The organism is Streptomyces sp. NPDC055013, from assembly GCF_053608645.1.
Window position 1 is genome coordinate 124689 of the sequence record NZ_JBSGVW010000028.1, and the last position, 17597, is coordinate 142285.

16 protein-coding genes and 1 rRNA gene are annotated in these 17597 nt (G+C 69.7%); 9 read left to right on the forward strand and 8 right to left on the reverse strand.

What is annotated here, in order from left to right; all coding sequences use genetic code 11:
- Positions 1–245: 245 nt before the first annotated feature.
- Complete coding sequence (locus ACWGDB_RS29570) at positions 246–2207, reverse strand: streptophobe family protein (RefSeq protein WP_453825226.1); 1962 nt, start codon at positions 2205–2207, stop codon at positions 246–248.
- A gap of 241 nt (positions 2208–2448) precedes the next feature.
- Here ACWGDB_RS29570 and ACWGDB_RS29575 point away from each other — a divergent pair, with 241 nt between their 5' ends.
- A complete protein-coding gene (locus ACWGDB_RS29575; protein WP_453825227.1) occupies positions 2449–4980 on the forward strand; it encodes an FHA domain-containing protein in 2532 nt (843 codons plus the stop codon).
- Between the two features lie 86 nt (positions 4981–5066).
- Here ACWGDB_RS29575 and ACWGDB_RS29580 read toward each other — a convergent pair whose 3' ends face one another.
- The 3 genes from ACWGDB_RS29580 to ACWGDB_RS29590 all read right to left on the reverse strand — a co-directional run bounded on the left by ACWGDB_RS29580 (position 5067) and on the right by ACWGDB_RS29590 (position 7998).
- Entirely contained in the window at positions 5067–5810 is a 744-nt protein-coding gene (locus tag ACWGDB_RS29580; RefSeq protein ID WP_453825228.1) for a transglycosylase SLT domain-containing protein, read from the reverse strand.
- Positions 5811–6109: 299 nt separating this feature from the next.
- A complete protein-coding gene (locus tag ACWGDB_RS29585; RefSeq protein ID WP_453825229.1) occupies positions 6110–7303 on the reverse strand; it encodes an S-adenosylmethionine:tRNA ribosyltransferase-isomerase in 1194 nt (397 codons plus the stop codon).
- Positions 7300–7998: an SDR family NAD(P)-dependent oxidoreductase gene (locus tag ACWGDB_RS29590; protein WP_453825230.1), complete on the reverse strand. Its 699-nt coding sequence runs from the start codon at positions 7996–7998 to the stop codon at positions 7300–7302. Before ACWGDB_RS29590 ends, ACWGDB_RS29585 begins: the two co-directional genes overlap by 4 nt.
- Positions 7999–8238: 240 nt before the next feature.
- Here ACWGDB_RS29590 and ACWGDB_RS29595 point away from each other — a divergent pair, with 240 nt between their 5' ends.
- The 3 genes from ACWGDB_RS29595 (at position 8239) to chpE (ending at position 10432) form a co-directional block, all read left to right on the forward strand.
- Positions 8239–9384, forward strand: coding sequence for a GAF domain-containing sensor histidine kinase (locus ACWGDB_RS29595; RefSeq protein WP_453825231.1), 1146 nt, complete (start codon positions 8239–8241; stop codon positions 9382–9384).
- Positions 9377–10018 (forward strand): response regulator, encoded by a 642-nt coding sequence (locus ACWGDB_RS29600; RefSeq protein WP_453825232.1) that lies wholly within the window; start codon positions 9377–9379, stop codon positions 10016–10018. The genes ACWGDB_RS29595 and ACWGDB_RS29600 overlap by 8 nt, the downstream gene beginning before the upstream one ends.
- 168 nt (positions 10019–10186) lie before the next feature.
- Positions 10187–10432 (forward strand): chaplin ChpE, encoded by a 246-nt coding sequence (chpE, locus tag ACWGDB_RS29605; RefSeq protein WP_328428681.1) that lies wholly within the window; start codon positions 10187–10189, stop codon positions 10430–10432.
- A 275-nt stretch (positions 10433–10707) separates the two neighbouring features.
- On the opposite strand, the gene ACWGDB_RS29610 is transcribed toward chpE, so the two are convergent.
- Positions 10708–11496, reverse strand: a complete 789-nt coding sequence (locus ACWGDB_RS29610; protein ID WP_453825233.1) for a hypothetical protein — start codon at positions 11494–11496, stop codon at positions 10708–10710.
- A gap of 146 nt (positions 11497–11642) precedes the next feature.
- On the opposite strand from ACWGDB_RS29610, the gene ACWGDB_RS29615 reads away from it, so the two are divergent.
- The 3 genes from ACWGDB_RS29615 to ACWGDB_RS29625 all read left to right on the forward strand — a co-directional run bounded on the left by ACWGDB_RS29615 (position 11643) and on the right by ACWGDB_RS29625 (position 14042).
- Positions 11643–12440, forward strand: coding sequence for an ABC transporter ATP-binding protein (locus tag ACWGDB_RS29615; RefSeq protein WP_383597550.1), 798 nt, complete (start codon positions 11643–11645; stop codon positions 12438–12440).
- Between the two features lie 94 nt (positions 12441–12534).
- A complete protein-coding gene (locus tag ACWGDB_RS29620) occupies positions 12535–12966 on the forward strand; it encodes an NfeD family protein (RefSeq protein ID WP_383597553.1) in 432 nt (143 codons plus the stop codon).
- 131 nt (positions 12967–13097) lie between these two features.
- Positions 13098–14042: an SPFH domain-containing protein gene (locus tag ACWGDB_RS29625; protein WP_328882571.1), complete on the forward strand. Its 945-nt coding sequence runs from the start codon at positions 13098–13100 to the stop codon at positions 14040–14042.
- A 138-nt stretch (positions 14043–14180) separates the two neighbouring features.
- On the opposite strand, the gene ACWGDB_RS29630 is transcribed toward ACWGDB_RS29625, so the two are convergent.
- The 3 genes from ACWGDB_RS29630 to ACWGDB_RS29640 form a co-directional block, all read right to left on the reverse strand.
- On the reverse strand, positions 14181–14687 hold the full coding sequence (locus tag ACWGDB_RS29630; RefSeq protein WP_453825234.1) for an HNH endonuclease: 507 nt from the start codon (positions 14685–14687) through the stop codon (positions 14181–14183).
- A 146-nt stretch (positions 14688–14833) separates the two neighbouring features.
- Positions 14834–15373: a YbhB/YbcL family Raf kinase inhibitor-like protein gene (locus ACWGDB_RS29635; RefSeq protein ID WP_453825235.1), complete on the reverse strand. Its 540-nt coding sequence runs from the start codon at positions 15371–15373 to the stop codon at positions 14834–14836.
- 43 nt (positions 15374–15416) lie between these two features.
- Entirely contained in the window at positions 15417–16199 is a 783-nt protein-coding gene (locus ACWGDB_RS29640) for a sporulation protein (protein ID WP_453825236.1), read from the reverse strand.
- Between the two features lie 141 nt (positions 16200–16340).
- Between ACWGDB_RS29640 and ACWGDB_RS29645 the strand changes: the two genes are divergently transcribed.
- Positions 16341–16991 carry a DNA-3-methyladenine glycosylase gene (locus tag ACWGDB_RS29645; RefSeq protein ID WP_427841735.1) on the forward strand — a complete coding sequence of 217 codons (651 nt, stop codon included), beginning with the start codon at positions 16341–16343 and terminating at the stop codon, positions 16989–16991.
- A gap of 530 nt (positions 16992–17521) precedes the next feature.
- Positions 17522–17597: ribosomal RNA gene (locus tag ACWGDB_RS29650) — 16S ribosomal RNA — on the forward strand; the annotation flags it as partial.

Sequence of the window (17597 nt, forward strand, 5' to 3'; positions counted from 1 at the left end):
GCCTGCCGCCCCTGAGGTCCGTCTAGCGGACACGGAACACTGGGTGTCGACGGGGTGGCGCGAGCCTTACGTCACGGCCACGGGCGCACCCTTGCCTGTGCATCACCCCAGTGGCACCTGTGGGTGGGGTCGCTCCCCAAAGGGGCGCGGGGAACTGCGCGATCAGCCACAGCGGACCCGCGGTCACGAACCGGCAGCCGCCCCCGAGCACTCGGATCACCCCGAGACCCGCCCCGGCGCACGGCTCACGAGCGCCCCTTCGGCTTCCCCGGGGGCGGCGGGGGAGGAGGCGGTGGCGGAGGGGGCGGCCCGTCGGCTCCTCCGGACGACGGCCCGTCTCCACGCCGCCGCGGAGGCCGGGGCGACCTAGGGGGCGGCGCAATCGGCCGTACGACCGTGGGCGCCCCGTACACGTCGTCGTCACCGGCGGACGGCGGCTCACCAGCGGGCGGCTCGCCGACCGGCGGGTCACCAGGGCGCCGCACACCACCGCGCCCCCACCGCGCATCAGGTCCCGGCGCGTCGCCGGCCGCCCGCGCGCCCCCTGCAGGCGGCGCCGCGCCCGGCGGCCGCGCGTCCTCCGGTTCGCGCAACTGGTCCGGCACCCGCAGATACGGGTTCGTCCCCGGGTTGGGCGGCCGGTACGGCGTGCCAGGGGTGTAGGGCCCGGACGGGCTCGCGTCCGACGAAACCCCGGAACCCTCGGCCGCCGAACTCGCCGTACTCCACGGCGCGGCCACTCCGGTCCCACCCGGCACCGCGCCCCCCACCACCCCCCGGGCAAGCGGCGCGGCCCGTTGCCCGGCCGCCCCCGTCGCCCGGGCCATGAGCGCTCCCACGCCGCCCGCCCCCGCGCCCCAAGCCGCCCCCAGCAGCGGCGCCACACCGAGGTTCCCCTGCAACCGCACCCCGGCGCCGAACGCGTCGAAGCCCAGCACCGACAGGGAGGCGTCCACGGACAGCCCCGTCAGCCATGCCAGCAACGGCAGCGTCAACGCCGTGGCGCCACCGAGCCGCAGGGCGCACCGCCCCGCGAAGCGGAGGGCACCCGGATTCCGTACGTCCCCGGAACCGGGACTCGCCAATGCGCCCGCCACGACCGGCGTCCGCACGGCCGTCAGCACGCCCGCGAGCAGCATCATCACCGCCGCCGCGACTCCCAGCAGCCACACCCGGCCGTCCAGCTCCGCGAGCCTGCTCAGCGTCACGGACTGGTCGGCGCCGCTGTTCAGAAGGTCGTCCAGAGGATCCGGGAGCAGGCCCACCAGCGCCCCCGTCGCCCGGCCGTCGAACGGCACGAGCAGGCCGATCGGGATGCCGAGCCACACGCCGTTGGGGGCGCCGAGCAGGGCCGCGCCGGCGATCCGCTTGGGGTGGTCGTCCCCGATCGCGGCGTACGCCGCCGCCGCGAGCCCGGCTGCCACGGCCACCAGCAGCACCGTGACGAGGGCGGACGCGGCGGGCCGTACGACGCGGTGCAGAGCCTCCCAGCCGCGGGGCAGCGGGGTGCGGCGCGAGGCCAGCAGGGCGATCAGCAGGATGCCCGCGGACCAGGCCGTCCCACCGAGCAGCGTCGGCGCCGTGTCCACGGTGAAGCCGACCGCCGCCTGCGCGTCGACGAGGTCGCCGATCTGGTCGGGCAGCAGCCCGCCGATGTCCCCGATGTCACCCACTCCGGGGATCTCGAGACCGCCTCCGCCCCCGCCACCGCCCGGCAGGTCGTCGAGCCCCAGCGAGCTCCCGTCGATCGTGATGACGTCGTGCCCGGCCCAGGCCAGCCCGCCCAGCGTCGCCACGAACAGCACGACCACCGCGCCCGCGCGCGCGAGGAGTTCGGACGGTGCGATCACAACTCCCGCGCCGCGCAGGGACCGTAGGAAGAACCACGACAGGAGCACCGCGCCGACCAGGCTCACCCCGAGTGGCGTGATCTCGATGGCGGTCGACGCCTCCGCGCCCGTCAGCCCGAAAGCGGACACATCGCCGGACGGTGTGACAGAACCACCCGCCCCAAGGGCCACCACCGCCGCTGTCATGGGCCCGAGGGAGCCCGCGGTGTCGGCCTCCAGCAGATGCAGTCCGAGTGCCGCCGTGCCCGCCATCCCGATCAATGCCCAGCTCACGGCGGCGATCGCGGACAACAGAATGTCTCCCCACGGCAGCCGTGTACCGTGCCTCGCGCTCTCGACGTTCGTGGACGCGTTCATGGCAGACCCCCCGATCCGCGGCGCGGCGGGTGTTCGCCGCGCATGTCCCCCTCGCGTGGATTACCACTCTCCGGACTGATTTCAACCCCGTCAACGGAACCATTCGAAGCGCGTGGGCGTGGTCCTCACAAGGCCCGACTTTCGGTCAGGGGGCGGAGCCTGAAATAGTTCCCGACGATGTTCGACATCCCTAGACTCCCTGTGTTGGGGGTAACTCGGGGGACTACTCAGTGGGGCTGGAGTGCCGGAACTCGTACTGGAATTGAATGGAAGGACCTGGACGCTCGACCCGTCCAGGCCCTACACCCTCGGACGTGATCCGCAGGGTGACATCGTGCTCGACGACGCCAGAGTGTCCTGGCGGCACGCCACGATCAGCTGGAGCGGCCGCAGTTGGGTCATCGAGGACCACGGCAGCACCAACGGCACGTTCGTGCAGGGCCAGCGGATCCATCACCTGGAGATCGGCGGCGGCTCGGCCGTGTTCCTGGGCAACGCGACCGACGGACCGTGTCTGAACCTCTCCGGCACCGCGGCCTCCGTCGCCTCGCCGCAGGCTCAGCCGCAGCAGCCGTACGCCGCGCAGGCCGCGAACCCCGGCTGGGCCCAGCAGGCCCCGCCGCAGCATGTCCCGCAGCAGCAGGGGTCCCAGCAGGCCGGCTGGCAGCAGCAGCCGCAGCAGGCCGCCGCTCACATCCCGCAGCAGCAGGGTCCCGGCGGTGGCGCGGGGGCGCCGCCGGTCTACGGCGACCGCAGCCCCACCACGTTCCACCAGTTCTCCGTCGGCCGCGTCATGCGTATCGGCCGTGCCCTGGAGAACGAGCTGGTCGTCTCCGACCTCCAGGTCTCCCGGCACCACGCCGAGTTCCACTCGACGCCCGACGGCCGTATGGAGATCCGCGACCTCGGCTCCCACAACGGCACGTACGTCAACGGCCAGCCGATCGCCAAGGGCGGCTCGCAGCTGCTGGGTCCGGCGGACATCGTCGGTGTCGGTCACTCGACCTTCCGGATCGTCGGCGACCGCCTCGAGGAGTTCGTCGACACCGGTGAGGTCTCCTTCTCCGCGCGCCACCTGACCGTCACGGTCGACGGCGGCAAGCAGATCCTCAAGGACGTCTCCTTCGGTGTCCCGGAGAAGTCCCTCGTCGCGGTCATCGGCCCGTCCGGCTCAGGCAAGTCGACCCTGCTCAAGGCGCTCACCGGCTACCGGCCCGCCAACCAGGGCGATGTCCTCTACGACAACCGGAACCTCTACAAGCAGTTCGCCGAGCTGCGTCAGCGCATCGGTCTGGTCCCGCAGGACGACATCCTGCACAAGGAGCTGACCGTCAAGAAGGCCCTCAAGTACGCGGCCAAGCTCCGCTTCCCGGCCGACACCACGGCCGCCGAGCGCGAGGCCCGTATCGACGAGGTGCTGCGCGAGCTGAAGCTGGACATCCACAAGGAGAAGAAGGTCACCTCCCTCTCCGGCGGCCAGCGCAAGCGCGTCTCGGTGGCCCTGGAGCTGCTCACCAAGCCGTCGCTGATCTTCCTGGACGAGCCCACGTCGGGCCTCGACCCGGGCATGGACCGCGACGTCATGCAGCTGCTGCGCGGCCTCGCCGACGACGGCCGTACGGTGCTCGTCGTCACGCACTCGGTGGCCGAGCTGGCGCTGTGCGACAAGCTCCTGGTGATGGCGCCCGGCGGTGCGGTCGCCTACTTCGGCCCGCCCGAGGAGGCGCTGAACTTCTTCGGCTACGACACCTGGGCCGATGTCTTCTCCGCCTTCGAGAACTACCGCGACTACGACTGGGCGGGCCGCTGGAAGGGCTCGCAGCACTACCAGATGTACGCCGCGGACATCGACGCGATTGCTCCGCAGTCCGTACAGATGCCCCCCATGCAGGCGATGAGGCCGCCGAAGCCGCAGGGCTGGCTGTCGCAGTTCCTGACGCTGGTGCGCCGCTACGTCTCGGTGATCGCCTCCGACAAGGGCTTCCTGGCCCTGACGGTGATCCTGCCGCTCGTCCTCGGCTCGGTGAGCCTGCTCATCGACTCCGGCAAGGATCTCCTGGTCAACACGGAGATCAACCCGAACACCGGCAAGCCCGTCGCCAACGGCACGGCCCTCACCGTCCTGCTGATCCTCGCGGTGGGCGCCTGCTTCGCCGGCGCCGCCAACTCCGTCCGTGAGCTGATCAAGGAACGGGTCATCTACGAGCGGGAGCGCGCGACCGGCCTGTCCCGGTCCGCGTACCTGATGTCCAAGGTGTTCGTGCTCGGCCTGATCACGGTGCTGCAGGGCTTGATGGTCGGTGTCATCGGCTTCTCAACCCGCACCATCCCGGACGAGGGCCTGATTCTCGGCAGCCAGATTCTGCTGGAGCTGTGTATTCCGATCATGGCACTGGGCTTCACCGCGATGATGTTCGGCCTGATCATCTCGGCCCTGGTGAAGACCGCCGAGAAGACCATGCCGCTGCTGGTCATGTTCGCGATCGTCCAGGTCGTCTTCACCGGCTGCCTGTTCCCTCTGGCCAACTCCATCGGTGTCAACGAGCTCTCGTACCTGATGCCGTCGCGCTGGGCGGTCGCCGCCGCCGGTGCCACGCTCGACTTCAACCAGATCAGCCCGCCCGCCAAGGGCGACAGCAACGACCCCCTGTGGGAGCACACGGTCGGTGCCTGGACCATGGACATGCTCGCCCTGATCGTCCTCGGTGTGATCTGCGGCATCTTCGTGGCCCGCTTCCTGCGCCGCCACGAGCCCGAGGTCATGCGTAAGTAGCCTCCCCGTACCACGCCCGAAGGGCGGCACCCGTCAGGAGGGTGCCGCCCTTCGGCGTACGGATCAGAGGCCCGCGCCTACCTCGCTCAGTACGCGCTGTTGACGTTGTCGATCGAGCCGTACCGGTCGGCCGCGTAGTTGGCGGCGGCGGTGAGGTTGGCGACCGGGTCGTACTGGCTCTTGGCCGTGCCCGGGACGTGGTACGCGTCGAAGGTCGGCTTGATGACCTGGAGCAGACCGATCGACGGGACGCCGTTCTGGGCGTTGATGTCCCAGTTGTTGATCGCGTTCGGGTTACCCGAGGACTCCCGCATGATGTTCTTGTGCAGGCCGTTGTAGGTGCCCGGGATGTCGTGCTTCTTCATGATGTCCAGCGCCTCGCGGATCCAGCCGTCGAGGTTGTTCTTGTAGGTCTTGGCGGAGACCGGCTTGACCTGGATGCGCTTGGCGTCCCGGCTCGCGGCAGCCTTCGCCTTGCGCGCGGCTTCGGCCTTCTTCGCGGCGGTGGCCTTGGCGGCCACGTGCTTGTCGTGGGCCACGGCGGCGCGGTGCTTGGCGGCGGCCACGGCGGCCTTGTGCTTGGCCGACATCTCCTCGGCCTTCACACCGGCAGCGGCGAGCTGGGTGGTGACGCTCGGCTTGACGTCCTTGATCTGCTCGCTGCTGTACGCCACCTTGCCCGTGGGGGCGTCGGCCGTGGTCGTCTGGGCGTTGCCCGGGACGGCGGACAGGGCGAGAGCGGCGGCGCCGAGCGTACCGACGCCGGCTATCGCCATCTTGTGGCGCTTGGTGAGCGTGCGACTGAGACGGTTCTTGGTGTTCTTGAGCATGGCAGTGGGACCTCTTCGAATAGCGCGGAGGTCGCTCGCTGTCCGTCAGGGGACACGGGTGCTTCCTGCACAAACGCCGCGGGCTGAACCCACGGCGCTGAGCGACGAGAGCAATTCTTAGCGGCCGCAAAATGGCGTGGCAAAGGTGTGACGTACGATCCTCGGTAGTGGACCCAGGAAGGGCAAAACGGGACAGACAGGACCGTCTGTCCCGCTCAAAAGGGACGTCACTACCTACTACGGACTTTCGTACGTGACCTGCGCCCTATGTGCGGGCTCACATCGGCCGCGTAAGAGTCTCACCGGCAGTTGCTGGCGCAACGCTCTGTGTGAGGGCCCTCCTCCGGCAGGATGAGATGCACGTCGCCGAACTCGTGCCACAGGTAGAGCCCTTGCAGTGCCTCCTCGTAGCTGCGGCCGATCGCGGCCCGCCCGGCGACGGCCTCCAGCATCAGCAGATGCGAGGCCTCCGGCTCGTGCAGCCCGGTCAGCAGCCCGTCCACCACCCGCACCCCGCGCTCCGGCGTGACGACCAGGTCCGTCCACCCCTCACGCGCGCGTACGACCCCGTCGGCGCCCGCTGCCGACTCCACCGCCCGCACGGCCGTCGTCCCTACGGCGACGACCCTGCCGTCCCCTGCCTTCGCTGCGTTGATCAGCCGAGCCGAGGCCTCCGGCACCGCGAACCGCTCCGGATACGGCGGCTCGTGCGCCTCCGCCGAGGCCACGCCGGTGTGCAGGGTGATCGGCGCGAACTGCACACCCCGGCTGACCAGCTCCGTCACCATCCGCAGCGTGAAGGGCCGCGCCGCACTCGGCATCTCCGCGCTGCCCGTCCCGTCGGCGGCCGGCAGCGCGAACACTGTCTGGTACGCGGAGAGCGGCTGGTCGCGCTCCGTATAGGAGTAACGAATCGGCCGCCCGTGCTCACGCATGAGCCCGAGAACCAGCGCCGCGGGGGAGCTCTCCCGGGTCCCTGAGACCCGCGCCCACCAAAGCCGCTCACTCCCCGAGCTGAGCGGCTCCTCCAGCACCAGCCGCACCCCGCCCGGCAGCCGCACCTCACTTCCCGCGGGCCCTCCCTCCCGCCGCCCGCCACCACCCTTCCAACGAGCGCTTCGCGCGCTGCCCCATACATGCGCGCGCGTGGCGCCGAGCGGTTCGGGATCCCGCAGCTCGACCGCCCACCGCCCGTCGTCCCCGCGCGTGGAGAAGTGCACCACCACACGTGCCCGCCCGATCCGCCCGTCCACGGCGGCGGCCAGCGTCTCCGAGGTGTTCACGACCAGCAGATCCCCGGCCCACAACAGCCGCGGCAGCTCGCCGAACGCGTGATGCGTCACGTCGGTGCCCCGCGACACCAGCAGCCGTACGGCATCCCGGTCCAGCCCCGGCCCCCGCTGCTCGGCCGGTATCCGGGCCGACAGCTCCTCGGGCACCCTCCCCCACGCTCGAACAGGCTCGCGCGGGGGGACCCCCATCGCCAGCGTCATCGCCGTCCCTCCAGCAGCGAGGGCGCCCCATAGCGGCCGCTCACCGGACGCTCGTCCAGCAGCCGCAGGAAGGCCGGCACCACGCCGGCCGGCATCGGCCGTGGCTCGTCGTCGTCCGGTACGGCCGCCGCATACAGGTCCGTGGCCATGTCCCCGGGGTCGACAGCCCAGATCCGCAGCCCCGACTCCTCCTGGCCGAGCACCGCCGCGAGATGGTCCAAGGCAGCCTTCGACGCGCCGTACCCGCCCCAGGTCTCGTACGCCTCGGCGGCGGCGTCCGAGCTGACCGTGATCACCGCGCCCGTCCCCGACGCCCGCAGCAGCGGCAGCGCCTCCTGGACCAGGCCCAGCGCGGCGACGACGTTCACCTCCAGCGCCCGCCGCAGCCCCTCCAGGGGCAACTCGTCCAGCCGTACGAGCGGCTCGGCGCCCAGCGCGCTGGCGTTGCTCACCAGCAGATCGACGCCGCCCAGCCGCCAGGCGGCGGCCACCAGCTCGGCCCGGTGCCCGGCATCCGTGACGTCCCCGGGTACGGCCTTCACGCGCGTGCCGTACGACCGGAGCCCGGCCGCCGTCTCCTGGAGGACCTCCGCCGACCTGGCGTCGAGCACCAGATCCCAGCCGCGCGCGGCCAGCGCCTCGGCGAGCGCCCGCCCCAGCCCCTTCGAGGCTCCCGTGATGATTGCTACCGACATGACAACCGTCCCCTCGTACCTGGCCGCCTTCGATCGGCGGTGCCCCCAACGTAGGAACGGGGCCGCCCGCACCGCCTCGGACGCGGGCCGCAAAGCCGCGGGTCCCTTCGTCCTAAGCCGCACCGGGGGCCGCTCGCCCTACGCCGCTGATCGGGGGACCAGAGGACTAGGACCGGCGCCCTAGCCGACCGCCGCCACAGGTCCGATCCGACTGTCACACCCCGCCGGTAACGTGAGGGCATGAGTCAAGGCCCCAGGTCCGGCCTCGCCGCGGTGAGCTCCGCGTTGCTGGCCATGAGCAGGCATCTCGAGGTGCGTGACGTCCTCAAGACGATCGTCGCCTCGGCCCGCGAGCTGCTCGACGCGCAGTATGCGGCGCTCGGCGTCCCGGACGACCACGGCGGCTTCGCCCAGTTCGTGGTCGACGGAGTCAGCGACGAACAGTGGAAGGCCATCGGCCCGCTCCCGCGCCAGCACGGCATCCTCGCCGCGATGCTCCAGGAGGCCGAGATCGAGCGCCTCGCCGACGTCCGCAAGGACCCCCGCTTCGAGGGCTGGCCATCGGCGCACCCCGACATGTCCGACTTCCTGGGCCTGCCGATCCGCGACGGCGACGAGGTCATCGGCGCGCTGTTCCTGGCGAACAAGAACTGCCCGAAGCCGGAGGGCAGTTGCGGGTTCACCGAGGAGGACGAGGACCTCCTCGGCATCCTCGCCCAGCACGCCGCGATCGCCCTCACCAACGCCCGCCTGTACGAGCGCAGCCGCGAGCTGACGATCGCGGAGGAACGCTCGCGCCTCGCGCACGAACTGCACGACGCGGTCAGCCAGAAGCTCTTCTCCCTGCGCCTCACGGCCCAGGCCGCGGCCGCCCTGATCGACCGTGACCCGTCCCGCGCCAAGGGCGAGTTGCACCAGGTGGCCGCGCTCGCCGCCGAGGCCGCCGACGAACTGCGCGCCGCGGTCGTCGAGTTGCGCCCCGCCGCCCTCGACGAGGACGGCCTCGTCGCCACCCTGCGCACCCAGATCCAGGTCCTCGACCGCGCCCACTCCGCGCGCGTGACCTTCGCCGGCCGCGGCGTGAAGGCCCTGCCCTCCGCCCAGGAGGAGGCCGTCCTGCGCGTCACCCAGGAGGCCCTGCACAACGCCCTGCGGCACTCCGGCGGCGAGCACGTCGACGTGACGCTGGACCGGCGCGGCAGCGGAGCCGTACTGCGCATCACGGACGACGGCGGCGGCTTCGACCCGAAGGCGATACGCCGCGCCGGGCGCCACCTGGGCCTGGTCTCCATGCGGGACCGGGCGAGCGGCGTCGGCGGCACGCTGACCGTGGAATCGGCGCCCGGCAAGGGCACCGTGATCGAGATGGAGGTCCCCGGTGGCTGACGCAATCAAGGTGCTGCTCGTCGACGACCACCAGGTCGTCCGCCGGGGCCTGCGCACCTTCCTCGAAGTACAGGACGACATCGAGGTCGTGGGTGAGGCCGCCGACGGCGCCGAGGGAGTGGCCCGCGCCGAGGAACTCAAGCCCGACGTCGTGCTGATGGACGTCAAGATGCCGGGCATGGACGGCGTCGACGCCCTGCGCAAGCTCCGCGAACTCGACAACCCCGCGCGCGTGCTGATCGTCACCAGCTTCACCGAACAGCGCACGGTGATCCCCGCCCTGCGCGCGGGAGCCGCCGGTTACGTCTACAAGGACGTGGACCCGGACGCCCTGGCCGGCGCCATCCGCTCCGTGCACGCCGGGCACATCCTGCTCCAACCCGAGGTCGCGGGCGCCCTGCTGTCCCAGGAGGAGGCCAACTCGGGGCAGGGGAGAGCCGGGTCGCTGACCGACCGCGAGCGCGAGGTCCTCTGCCTGATCGCGGACGGCCGCTCCAACCGCGAGATCGCACGGGCCCTGGTCCTCTCCGAGAAGACCGTCAAGACACACGTCTCGAACATCTTGATGAAGCTCGACCTGGCGGACCGCACCCAGGCCGCCCTGTGGGCCGTACGCCATGGCGTGACCGGCTGAAACGCTCTGCGCAGGACGTGACGGACGGCAATACGGAGGGTTCCGCTCCGGACTGAGATTCATACCGTCGTGGGAATGTCCCCCGGATGGCGCATCCTTCGTGGATCTCCACCGTTCTCCAGTGCGTGCTGCGGCGACTGCCGCGGCAATCGCAAGGAGGGCTTGAAAGTGAAGAACCTGAAGAAGGCAGCGGCCGTGACGATGGTGGCGGGTGGCCTGCTGGCCGCCGGTGCCGGGATGGCCTCCGCCACCGACGGCGCGCACGCCGACGGCAAGGCCGTGGGCTCCCCGGGCGTCGCCTCGGGCAACCTCGTCCAGGCCCCGGTTCACATCCCGGTCAACGTCGCGGGCAACAGCGTGAACGTCGTCGGCATCCTGAACCCGGCCTTCGGCAACCTGGCCGTCAACAAGTGACGCCCACCCGCAGCAAGCAGTGACCTCCGGCCTCCCGGCCCCACCCCGGGAGGCCGGTCTGTTTGTCGGCGCGGGCTTCGGAACCCTTGGTTGGCGCAGGATCCGGCACAATCCAACGCAGGCCGACACAATCCAGCCCGTCCGGCGTTTGAGGACGAGGCCCGTTCAGGGCCGAAAAGGGGGGTCTGGGGGCGGAGCCCCCAGGGGACGGTCACACCAACGCCGGTCACCAACAGCGGACGGTCACACCAACGCCGGCCACACCCAGCGGACGCTCACCGCACGCCCCGCTCCCGCTCCTCCACATACGCGTTGTACGAAGCGACCTGCGCCCGCCGAGCCACCCGCTCCACCGGCCGCAGGGCCTCAGCCCGAGCCCCCATCTCAGCGGAGCTCACCGCACCCCCGTGCCCGTTCGTATAGGCCAGCGAGATCAACAACCCCACCCGCTGCGCCAGCTCCAGCACCCGCACCGCCCGCGGCGGATACCCCGGCGCCAAAGCCTCCCGCCCCCGCTCGGCCCGAGCCCGGTACGCATCGATCGCCGCCTCGGCCACCGGCCCCGATCCGGCCACATCCAGCCGCGACAGCACCTCGGTCGCCTCCCGCAGAGCCTCCGCCAGCTCCCGCTCGGCCTCGCCCAGGGACGGCACATCGGCAGGAGGCGCCTCCCGCACCGGCAGCACATGCCAGACGACCTCGACATGTTCATCACCATCGGGCCCGGCCTCGTACATCTCCGGCACCAGCCCGAACGCGGCGCCGTGACAGATCACCGCCTCCTCGGCATCCATGGCCCGCGCATTGAACTCCGGCGGCCCGCTCAGCCCCAGCGGATGCCCCGGCGCGGGCAGCGCGACCCGCAGCCCGCTGACCCCGAGCGCCCGCAGCCGGCCCAGCGCAAGCGTGAGCCCGACGGGCGCCGACTCACCCGGCAGCCCTTCCACTCTGTGCACGGCATCGTCCCCGACGATCTCCAGCACAGCGTCGTCCGGTGAGGCAAGTCCGGCCAAAAGGGCATTTCCCCAAGCCGCAAGACGTCCTGAACGTGGTTCCGAGAGCATGCCCCCACCCTAAGGACCGGACCGATGGAATGAAGCGCCCGACCGGTGGCGTAGATTTCGTTGAGGGCTGCGCCCACAGGCGCACGCGACCACCGAGACGCCGAGACGCCGAGACCGGTCACACTGCAAGGGGAGACAACGCGCTCATGAGCGATGTTCTGGAGCTTCAGGACGTATCCGTGGTCCGCGAGGGCCGGGCTCTGGTGGACCAGGTCTCCTGGTCGGTCAAGGAGGGCGAGCGCTGGGTCATCCTCGGCCCGAACGGCGCCGGCAAGACCACCCTCCTGAACCTCGCCTCCAGCTACCTCTTCCCCAGCCAGGGCACCGTCTCCATCCTCGACGAGACCCTCGGCAAGCCCGGCACCGACGTCTTCGAACTGCGTCCGCGCATCGGCACGGCCGGCGTCGCCATGATCGACAAGCTGCCCAAGAAGCAGACGGTCCTGCAGACCGTTCTCACCGCCGCGTACGGCATGACCGCCGGCTGGCACGAGGACTACGACGACATCGACGAGCAGCGTGCCCGCGCCTTCCTCGACCGTCTCGGCATGAGCGACTACGTGGACCGCAAGTTCGGCACCCTCTCCGAGGGGGAGCGCAAGCGCACCCTCATCGCCCGTGCCCTGATGACCGACCCCGAGCTGCTCCTCCTCGACGAGCCCGCCGCCGGACTCGACCTCGGTGGCCGCGAGGACCTCGTACGCCGCCTCGGCCGCCTCGCCCGCGACCCGATCGCGCCCTCCATGATCATGGTCACGCACCACGTCGAGGAGATCGCCCCCGGCTTCACCCATGTCCTGATGATCCGTCAGGGCAAGGTCCTCGCCGCGGGCCCGCTCGAGCTCGAACTCACCTCCCGCAACCTCTCCCTCTGCTTCGGCCTCCCGCTCGTCGTCGAACAGGTTGGCGACCGCTGGACGGCACAGGGCCTCCCGCTGTCCTGACCCGGTCCTTCACCCCGCAAAACCCCGGTAAGAACGGCTTTTCAAACGATCGGCGCCCTGTCCGCGACCGGGCCCGCGGTCCTACCATGACCATGTGGAAATCGACGCGTGGGTTTGGTGGTTGATCGGCGCGGCAGCGCTCGGCATCGGGCTCGTGATCACCGCGATGCCCGAACTCGGCATGCTGGCGGTGGGCGCCGTCGCGGCCGCCCTGGTGGCCGGCATCTTCGGCGGTGACGCCGTCGTCCAGGTCGTGTCCTTCGTCGTCGTGTCGACCGCACTCATCGCCGTCGTACGGCCCATCGCGAACAGACATCGCGCACAGCGGCCCCAACTCGCCACCGGCATCGAGGCCTTGAAGGGCAAACAGGCCGTCGTTCTGGAGCGCGTCGACGCCTCCGGCGGCCGGATCAAGCTCGCCGGAGAGGTCTGGTCGGCACGCGCTCTCGACACCGACCGCGCCTACGAAGTAGGCCAGGAAGTGGACGTCGTGGACATCGAGGGGGCCACGGCGATCGTCATGTGACCTCGCACGACGTAACTGGCGCGAACCCGCCGCGAGTTCCGCGACGGTCTGTCAGACTCGACCAGCAAGATCTTCAACAACCATAAGATCTGCGGAAAAGCCGCGGCGGAGAAGGGGTACGGGGAAAGACCATGGAACCGGTCATCATCGTCCTGATCATTCTGGTGGTGTTGGTCTTCATCGCCCTGATCAAGACGATCCAGGTCATCCCGCAGGCCAGCGCGGCCATCGTCGAGCGCTTCGGCCGCTACACGCGGACACTCAACGCGGGCCTCAACATCGTGGTCCCGTTCATCGACACCATCCGCAACCGCATCGACCTGCGCGAACAGGTCGTACCGTTCCCGCCCCAGCCGGTGATCACCCAGGACAACCTGGTCGTGAACATCGACACGGTCATCTACTACCAGGTGACCGACGCCCGCGCCGCCACCTACGAGGTCGCCAGCTACATCCAGGCGATCGAGCAGCTCACCGTCACCACGCTCCGCAACATCATCGGCGGCATGGACCTGGAACGCACCCTGACCTCCCGCGAGGAGATCAACGCGGCCCTGCGCGGCGTCCTCGACGAGGCGACGGGCAAGTGGGGCATCCGCGTAAACCGCGTCGAACTCAAGGCAATTGAGCCCCCCACCTCCATCCAGGACTCGATGGAGAAGCAGATGCGCGCCGACCGTGACAAGCGTGCCGCGATCCTCACCGCCGAAGGTACGCGCCAGGCCGCGATCCTCACCGCCGAAGGTGAGAAGCAGTCCCAGATCCTGCGCGCCGAAGGTGAGGCCAAGGCCGCCGCCCTGCGCGCCGAGGGCGAGGCCCAGGCCGTCCGCACGGTCTTTGAAGCCATCCACGCCGGCGACCCCGACCAGAAGCTCCTCAGCTACCAGTACCTCCAAATGCTCCCCAAGATCGCCGAAGGCGACGCCAACAAGCTCTGGATCGTCCCCAGCGAAATCGGCGACGCCCTCAAGGGCTTGTCGGGCGCGATGGGCAACCTGGGCGGCCTGGGCGGGGGTTCGGGCAACGGCGGCTCCGGCACCGGAACGGAACGCCGAGAGAAGCCGTCGATCGACTGAGACGCGTACGGCCGTACGACGATGGGGCTCGCTTTCCAAGGAAGGCGAGCCCCAAAGGCTTTGAGGGGCGCGGGGAACTGCGCGACCAGCCCCCGACGATCGGCAGCCGACGAACAACTCAAGGCCCCCGGCGAATGGTCAGGCCGCGTCCGTTGCCAGCCAATCCGGCAGCGCAGCGAACTCGTCGGCCCCCAGCGTCAGCAACATCGCATCGGCGGGCGTCGGCTCGAACGGCTCCCGAAGCAACGGCATACCCGCCTGCTCAGGCGTCCGGTCGGCCTTCCGATGATTGTCGTCGGCGCACGAGGCGACCGTATTCAGCCACGTGTCCTGCCCACCGTGCGACCGCGGCACCACGTGGTCCACCGTCGTGGCCCTGCGCCCGCAGTACGCGCACCGGTGCCGGTCCCGCACCAGCACACCCCGCCTCGACCATGGCGCTTGTCTTCGGAACGGCACCCGTACATACCTGCAGAGCCTGATCACCCGGGGCGCGGGTATGTCGACCGCGGCTCCGCGCATGCGCAGTTCGGGGTGGGCCTGCTCAACGACGGCCTTGTCCTGAAGCACCAGAACGACGGCTCGGTTCAACGTCACCGTCGACAGCGGCTCGAAGCTCGCGTTCAGTACCAGCGTGTCCCGCATGACCAGCCCACCTCCCGTGTGCAGCAGCCCACCCCGTGGCGGGCTGGGATCAACTCTGGCCGGGCACGCCGAGATGGACAACGAAATAAAAAATGCCCGCCCCCGATCACTTCCATGACCGGGGGCGGGCAAACGTTCCATGAACGTCAGGCTTCGGCGGGCACCTCGTACTCGGCGATCACATGCGCACGCGCGAGCGTGTGGAACCGCAGGTTGAAGCCGACGACGGCCGGACTGGCGTCCGAGTCAGGACCGAGCTTCTCCTGGTCCACGGCGTACACCGTGAACACGTAGCGATGCGGCCCGTCCCCGGGCGGCGGCGCGGCACCGCCGAACTCCTTGGACCCATAGTCGTTCCGCGCCTGTACGGCACCCTCCGGCAGCCCCTCGAACTTGCCGCTGCCCGCACCGGCCGGCAACTCGGTCACCGAGGCCGGGATGTCGAAGAGGACCCAGTGCCAGAACCCGCTGCCCGTAGGGGCGTCGGGGTCGTAGCACGTCACGGCGAAGCTCTTGGTCTCGGCCGGGAAGCCTTCCCAGCGCAGCTGCGGCGAGGTGTTGCCCGCCGCGTGGACCTGAGCGTCCTTGAGGGTCCCGCCCTGCTCGACGTCCTCGCTCGTGACCGTGAAGGACGGCACAGGCGGATGGAAGTCGTGGGGCAGCGGCCGCCGCTTGAGCTCGGTCACTTCGATACCTCCTGATGAACCGGTGGAATCAGCAGTTCCGAGCCTAGAACCAGTTGCGCTTGCTGCCGACCTCGGACAGCCACTGGTTGAGGTACGCCGCCCAGTCGGTCCCCTGGAAGTCGCGCAGACCCACCTGGAAGGATCGGAAGGTGTCGCTGCCCTCGCTGAACAGCCCCGGCTTCTTGTCCATTTCGAGGACGACGTCCATCGTGTGCTCGTCCGCGACGAAGCTCAGCTCGACCTGGTTGATCCCGCGGTACTGCTGCGGCGGGAAGAACTCGATCTCCTGGTAGAACGGCAGCTTCTGCCGCGTACCGCGGATGTGGCCGCGCTCCATGTCCGCGTTCTTGAAGCGGAAGCCCAGCTGGATGAAGGCGTCGAGGATCGCCTTCTGCGCGGGCAGCGGGTGCACGTTGATCGGGTCCAGGTCGGTGGAGTCCACGGCCCGCGCGATCGCCAGCTCCGTCGTCACACCGATGTTCATGCCGCGCAGCGTCTGACCGTCGATCGTCGTGACCGGCGTCTCCCACGGGATCTCCAGCCCGAAGGGCACCGCGTGCACGCCCCCGGCCTGCAGCTCGAAGGCACCACCGAGCTGCATCTTCGTGAACTCGATGTCCTGCTTGTACTCCGAGTCCTGGCCCTCGACCTCGACCCGTGCCTGCAGGCCCACGGACAGGCCCTCGATGTTCTGGTTCACGGACCCGCCCTGAATCCGCACCTCACCCTGGACGACACCGCCCGGGACGACGTTGACCTCAGTCAGCACCGTCTCGACCGAAGCCCCGCCGGCCCCCAGGCTCGCGAGCAGCTTCTTGAACGCCATGACTCTCCTCTTTTCAGAGTGGATCCCTTGATCCCTACAAACGCGATCCGGCCGTGGCCGGTTCCGGGCTCCCACCCTGGCAAGCCGCACGCCCCCTGACCACCCCGTCGCCACCACCCGTCTGCACTACCCTCGGACGGCATGATCGCGACCCCCGACCGTACGCCCTTGCCCCGGGACTTCTTCGACCGGCCCGTCCTCGAGGTCGCCCCCGACCTCCTGGGCCGCATCCTCGTGCGCAGCACCCCGGACGGTCCGATCACCCTCCGCCTCACGGAGGTCGAGGCCTACGACGGCCCGAACGACCCCGGCTCCCACGCCTATCGCGGCCGCACGCCCCGCAATGACGTGATGTTCGGTCCCCCCGGACACGTCTACGTCTACTTCACGTACGGCATGTGGCACTGCATGAACCTGGTGTGCGGCCCCGACGGCCGGGCGAGCGCGGTCCTGCTGCGCGCCGGCGAGATCGTCGAGGGCGCCGAGCTCGCCCGCACACGTCGACTCTCGGCCCGCAACGACAAGGAACTGGCCAAAGGCCCGGCCCGCCTGGCGACCGCCCTGGACGTGGACCGCGCCCTGGACGGCACGGACGCTTGCGCCTCCGGCGAGACCCCGCTGAGGATCCTGGCCGGTACACCGACCCCCTCCGACCAGGTACGCAACGGACCCCGCACCGGCGTGGCCGGCGACGGCGGAAACGGTGACGTCCACCCCTGGCGCTACTGGATCGCCAACGACCCCACAGTGAGCCCCTATCGGGCCCACGCCCCGAGGCGTCGCCGAAGTTGACGCGCCCATACGAGGCGCGTAACGTAGCCCGAGCCGCTGAACCGGGTACTGCGAAGTCAGCAGCCGGAGCGGCCAACCCACTACCTAGGAGAACCCCTAAGCGGGGTCGATTCCGGCGTGCCCGCATGCCCGAATTCGATTGCGCAGAGCCCGATTATGAATCGGGCGAGGGAATCGGCTAACGTAGTGAATGTCGAAAGGCCGACGGGCGAAAGCCCAAAGCTTTACGGCATCCCGCCGACAGGGAATCGGATCGAGAAAAGGATCTGATAGAGTCGGAAACGCAAGACCGAAGGGAAGCGCCCGGAGGAAAGCCCGAGAGGGTGAGTACAAAGGAAGTGTCCGTTCCTTGAGAACTCAACAGCGTGCCAAAAATCAACGCCAGATATGTTGATACCCCGTCTACCGGAACGTTTTGTTCTGGTGGCGAGGTTCCTTTGAAATAAACACAGCGAGGACGCTGTGAACGGCCGGGCTTATTCCGCCTGGCTGTTCCGCTCTCGTGGTGTGCACCGGATTACCGGTAAACATTCACGGAGAGTTTGATCCTGGCTCAGGACGAACGCTGGCGGCGTGCTTAACACATGCAAGTCGAACGATGAACCA

Bases quoted from the DNA above. Each gene is read 5' to 3' on its own strand.
- ACWGDB_RS29570 (WP_453825226.1), bottom strand. From the start codon at position 2,207: ATGAACGCGTCCACGAACGTCGAGAGCGCGAGGCACGGTACACGGCTG.
- ACWGDB_RS29580 (WP_453825228.1), bottom strand. From the start codon at position 5,810: ATGCTCAAGAACACCAAGAACCGTCTCAGTCGCACGCTCACCAAGCGC.
- ACWGDB_RS29585 (WP_453825229.1), bottom strand. From the start codon at position 7,303: ATGACGCTGGCGATGGGGGTCCCCCCGCGCGAGCCTGTTCGAGCGTGG.
- ACWGDB_RS29590 (WP_453825230.1), bottom strand. From the start codon at position 7,998: ATGTCGGTAGCAATCATCACGGGAGCCTCGAAGGGGCTGGGGCGGGCG.
- ACWGDB_RS29595 (WP_453825231.1), top strand. From the start codon at position 8,239: ATGAGTCAAGGCCCCAGGTCCGGCCTCGCCGCGGTGAGCTCCGCGTTG.
- ACWGDB_RS29610 (WP_453825233.1), bottom strand. From the start codon at position 11,496: ATGCTCTCGGAACCACGTTCAGGACGTCTTGCGGCTTGGGGAAATGCC.
- ACWGDB_RS29615 (WP_383597550.1), top strand. From the start codon at position 11,643: ATGAGCGATGTTCTGGAGCTTCAGGACGTATCCGTGGTCCGCGAGGGC.
- ACWGDB_RS29625 (WP_328882571.1), top strand. From the start codon at position 13,098: ATGGAACCGGTCATCATCGTCCTGATCATTCTGGTGGTGTTGGTCTTC.
- ACWGDB_RS29630 (WP_453825234.1), bottom strand. From the start codon at position 14,687: ATGCGGGACACGCTGGTACTGAACGCGAGCTTCGAGCCGCTGTCGACG.
- ACWGDB_RS29640 (WP_453825236.1), bottom strand. From the start codon at position 16,199: ATGGCGTTCAAGAAGCTGCTCGCGAGCCTGGGGGCCGGCGGGGCTTCG.
- ACWGDB_RS29645 (WP_427841735.1), top strand. From the start codon at position 16,341: ATGATCGCGACCCCCGACCGTACGCCCTTGCCCCGGGACTTCTTCGAC.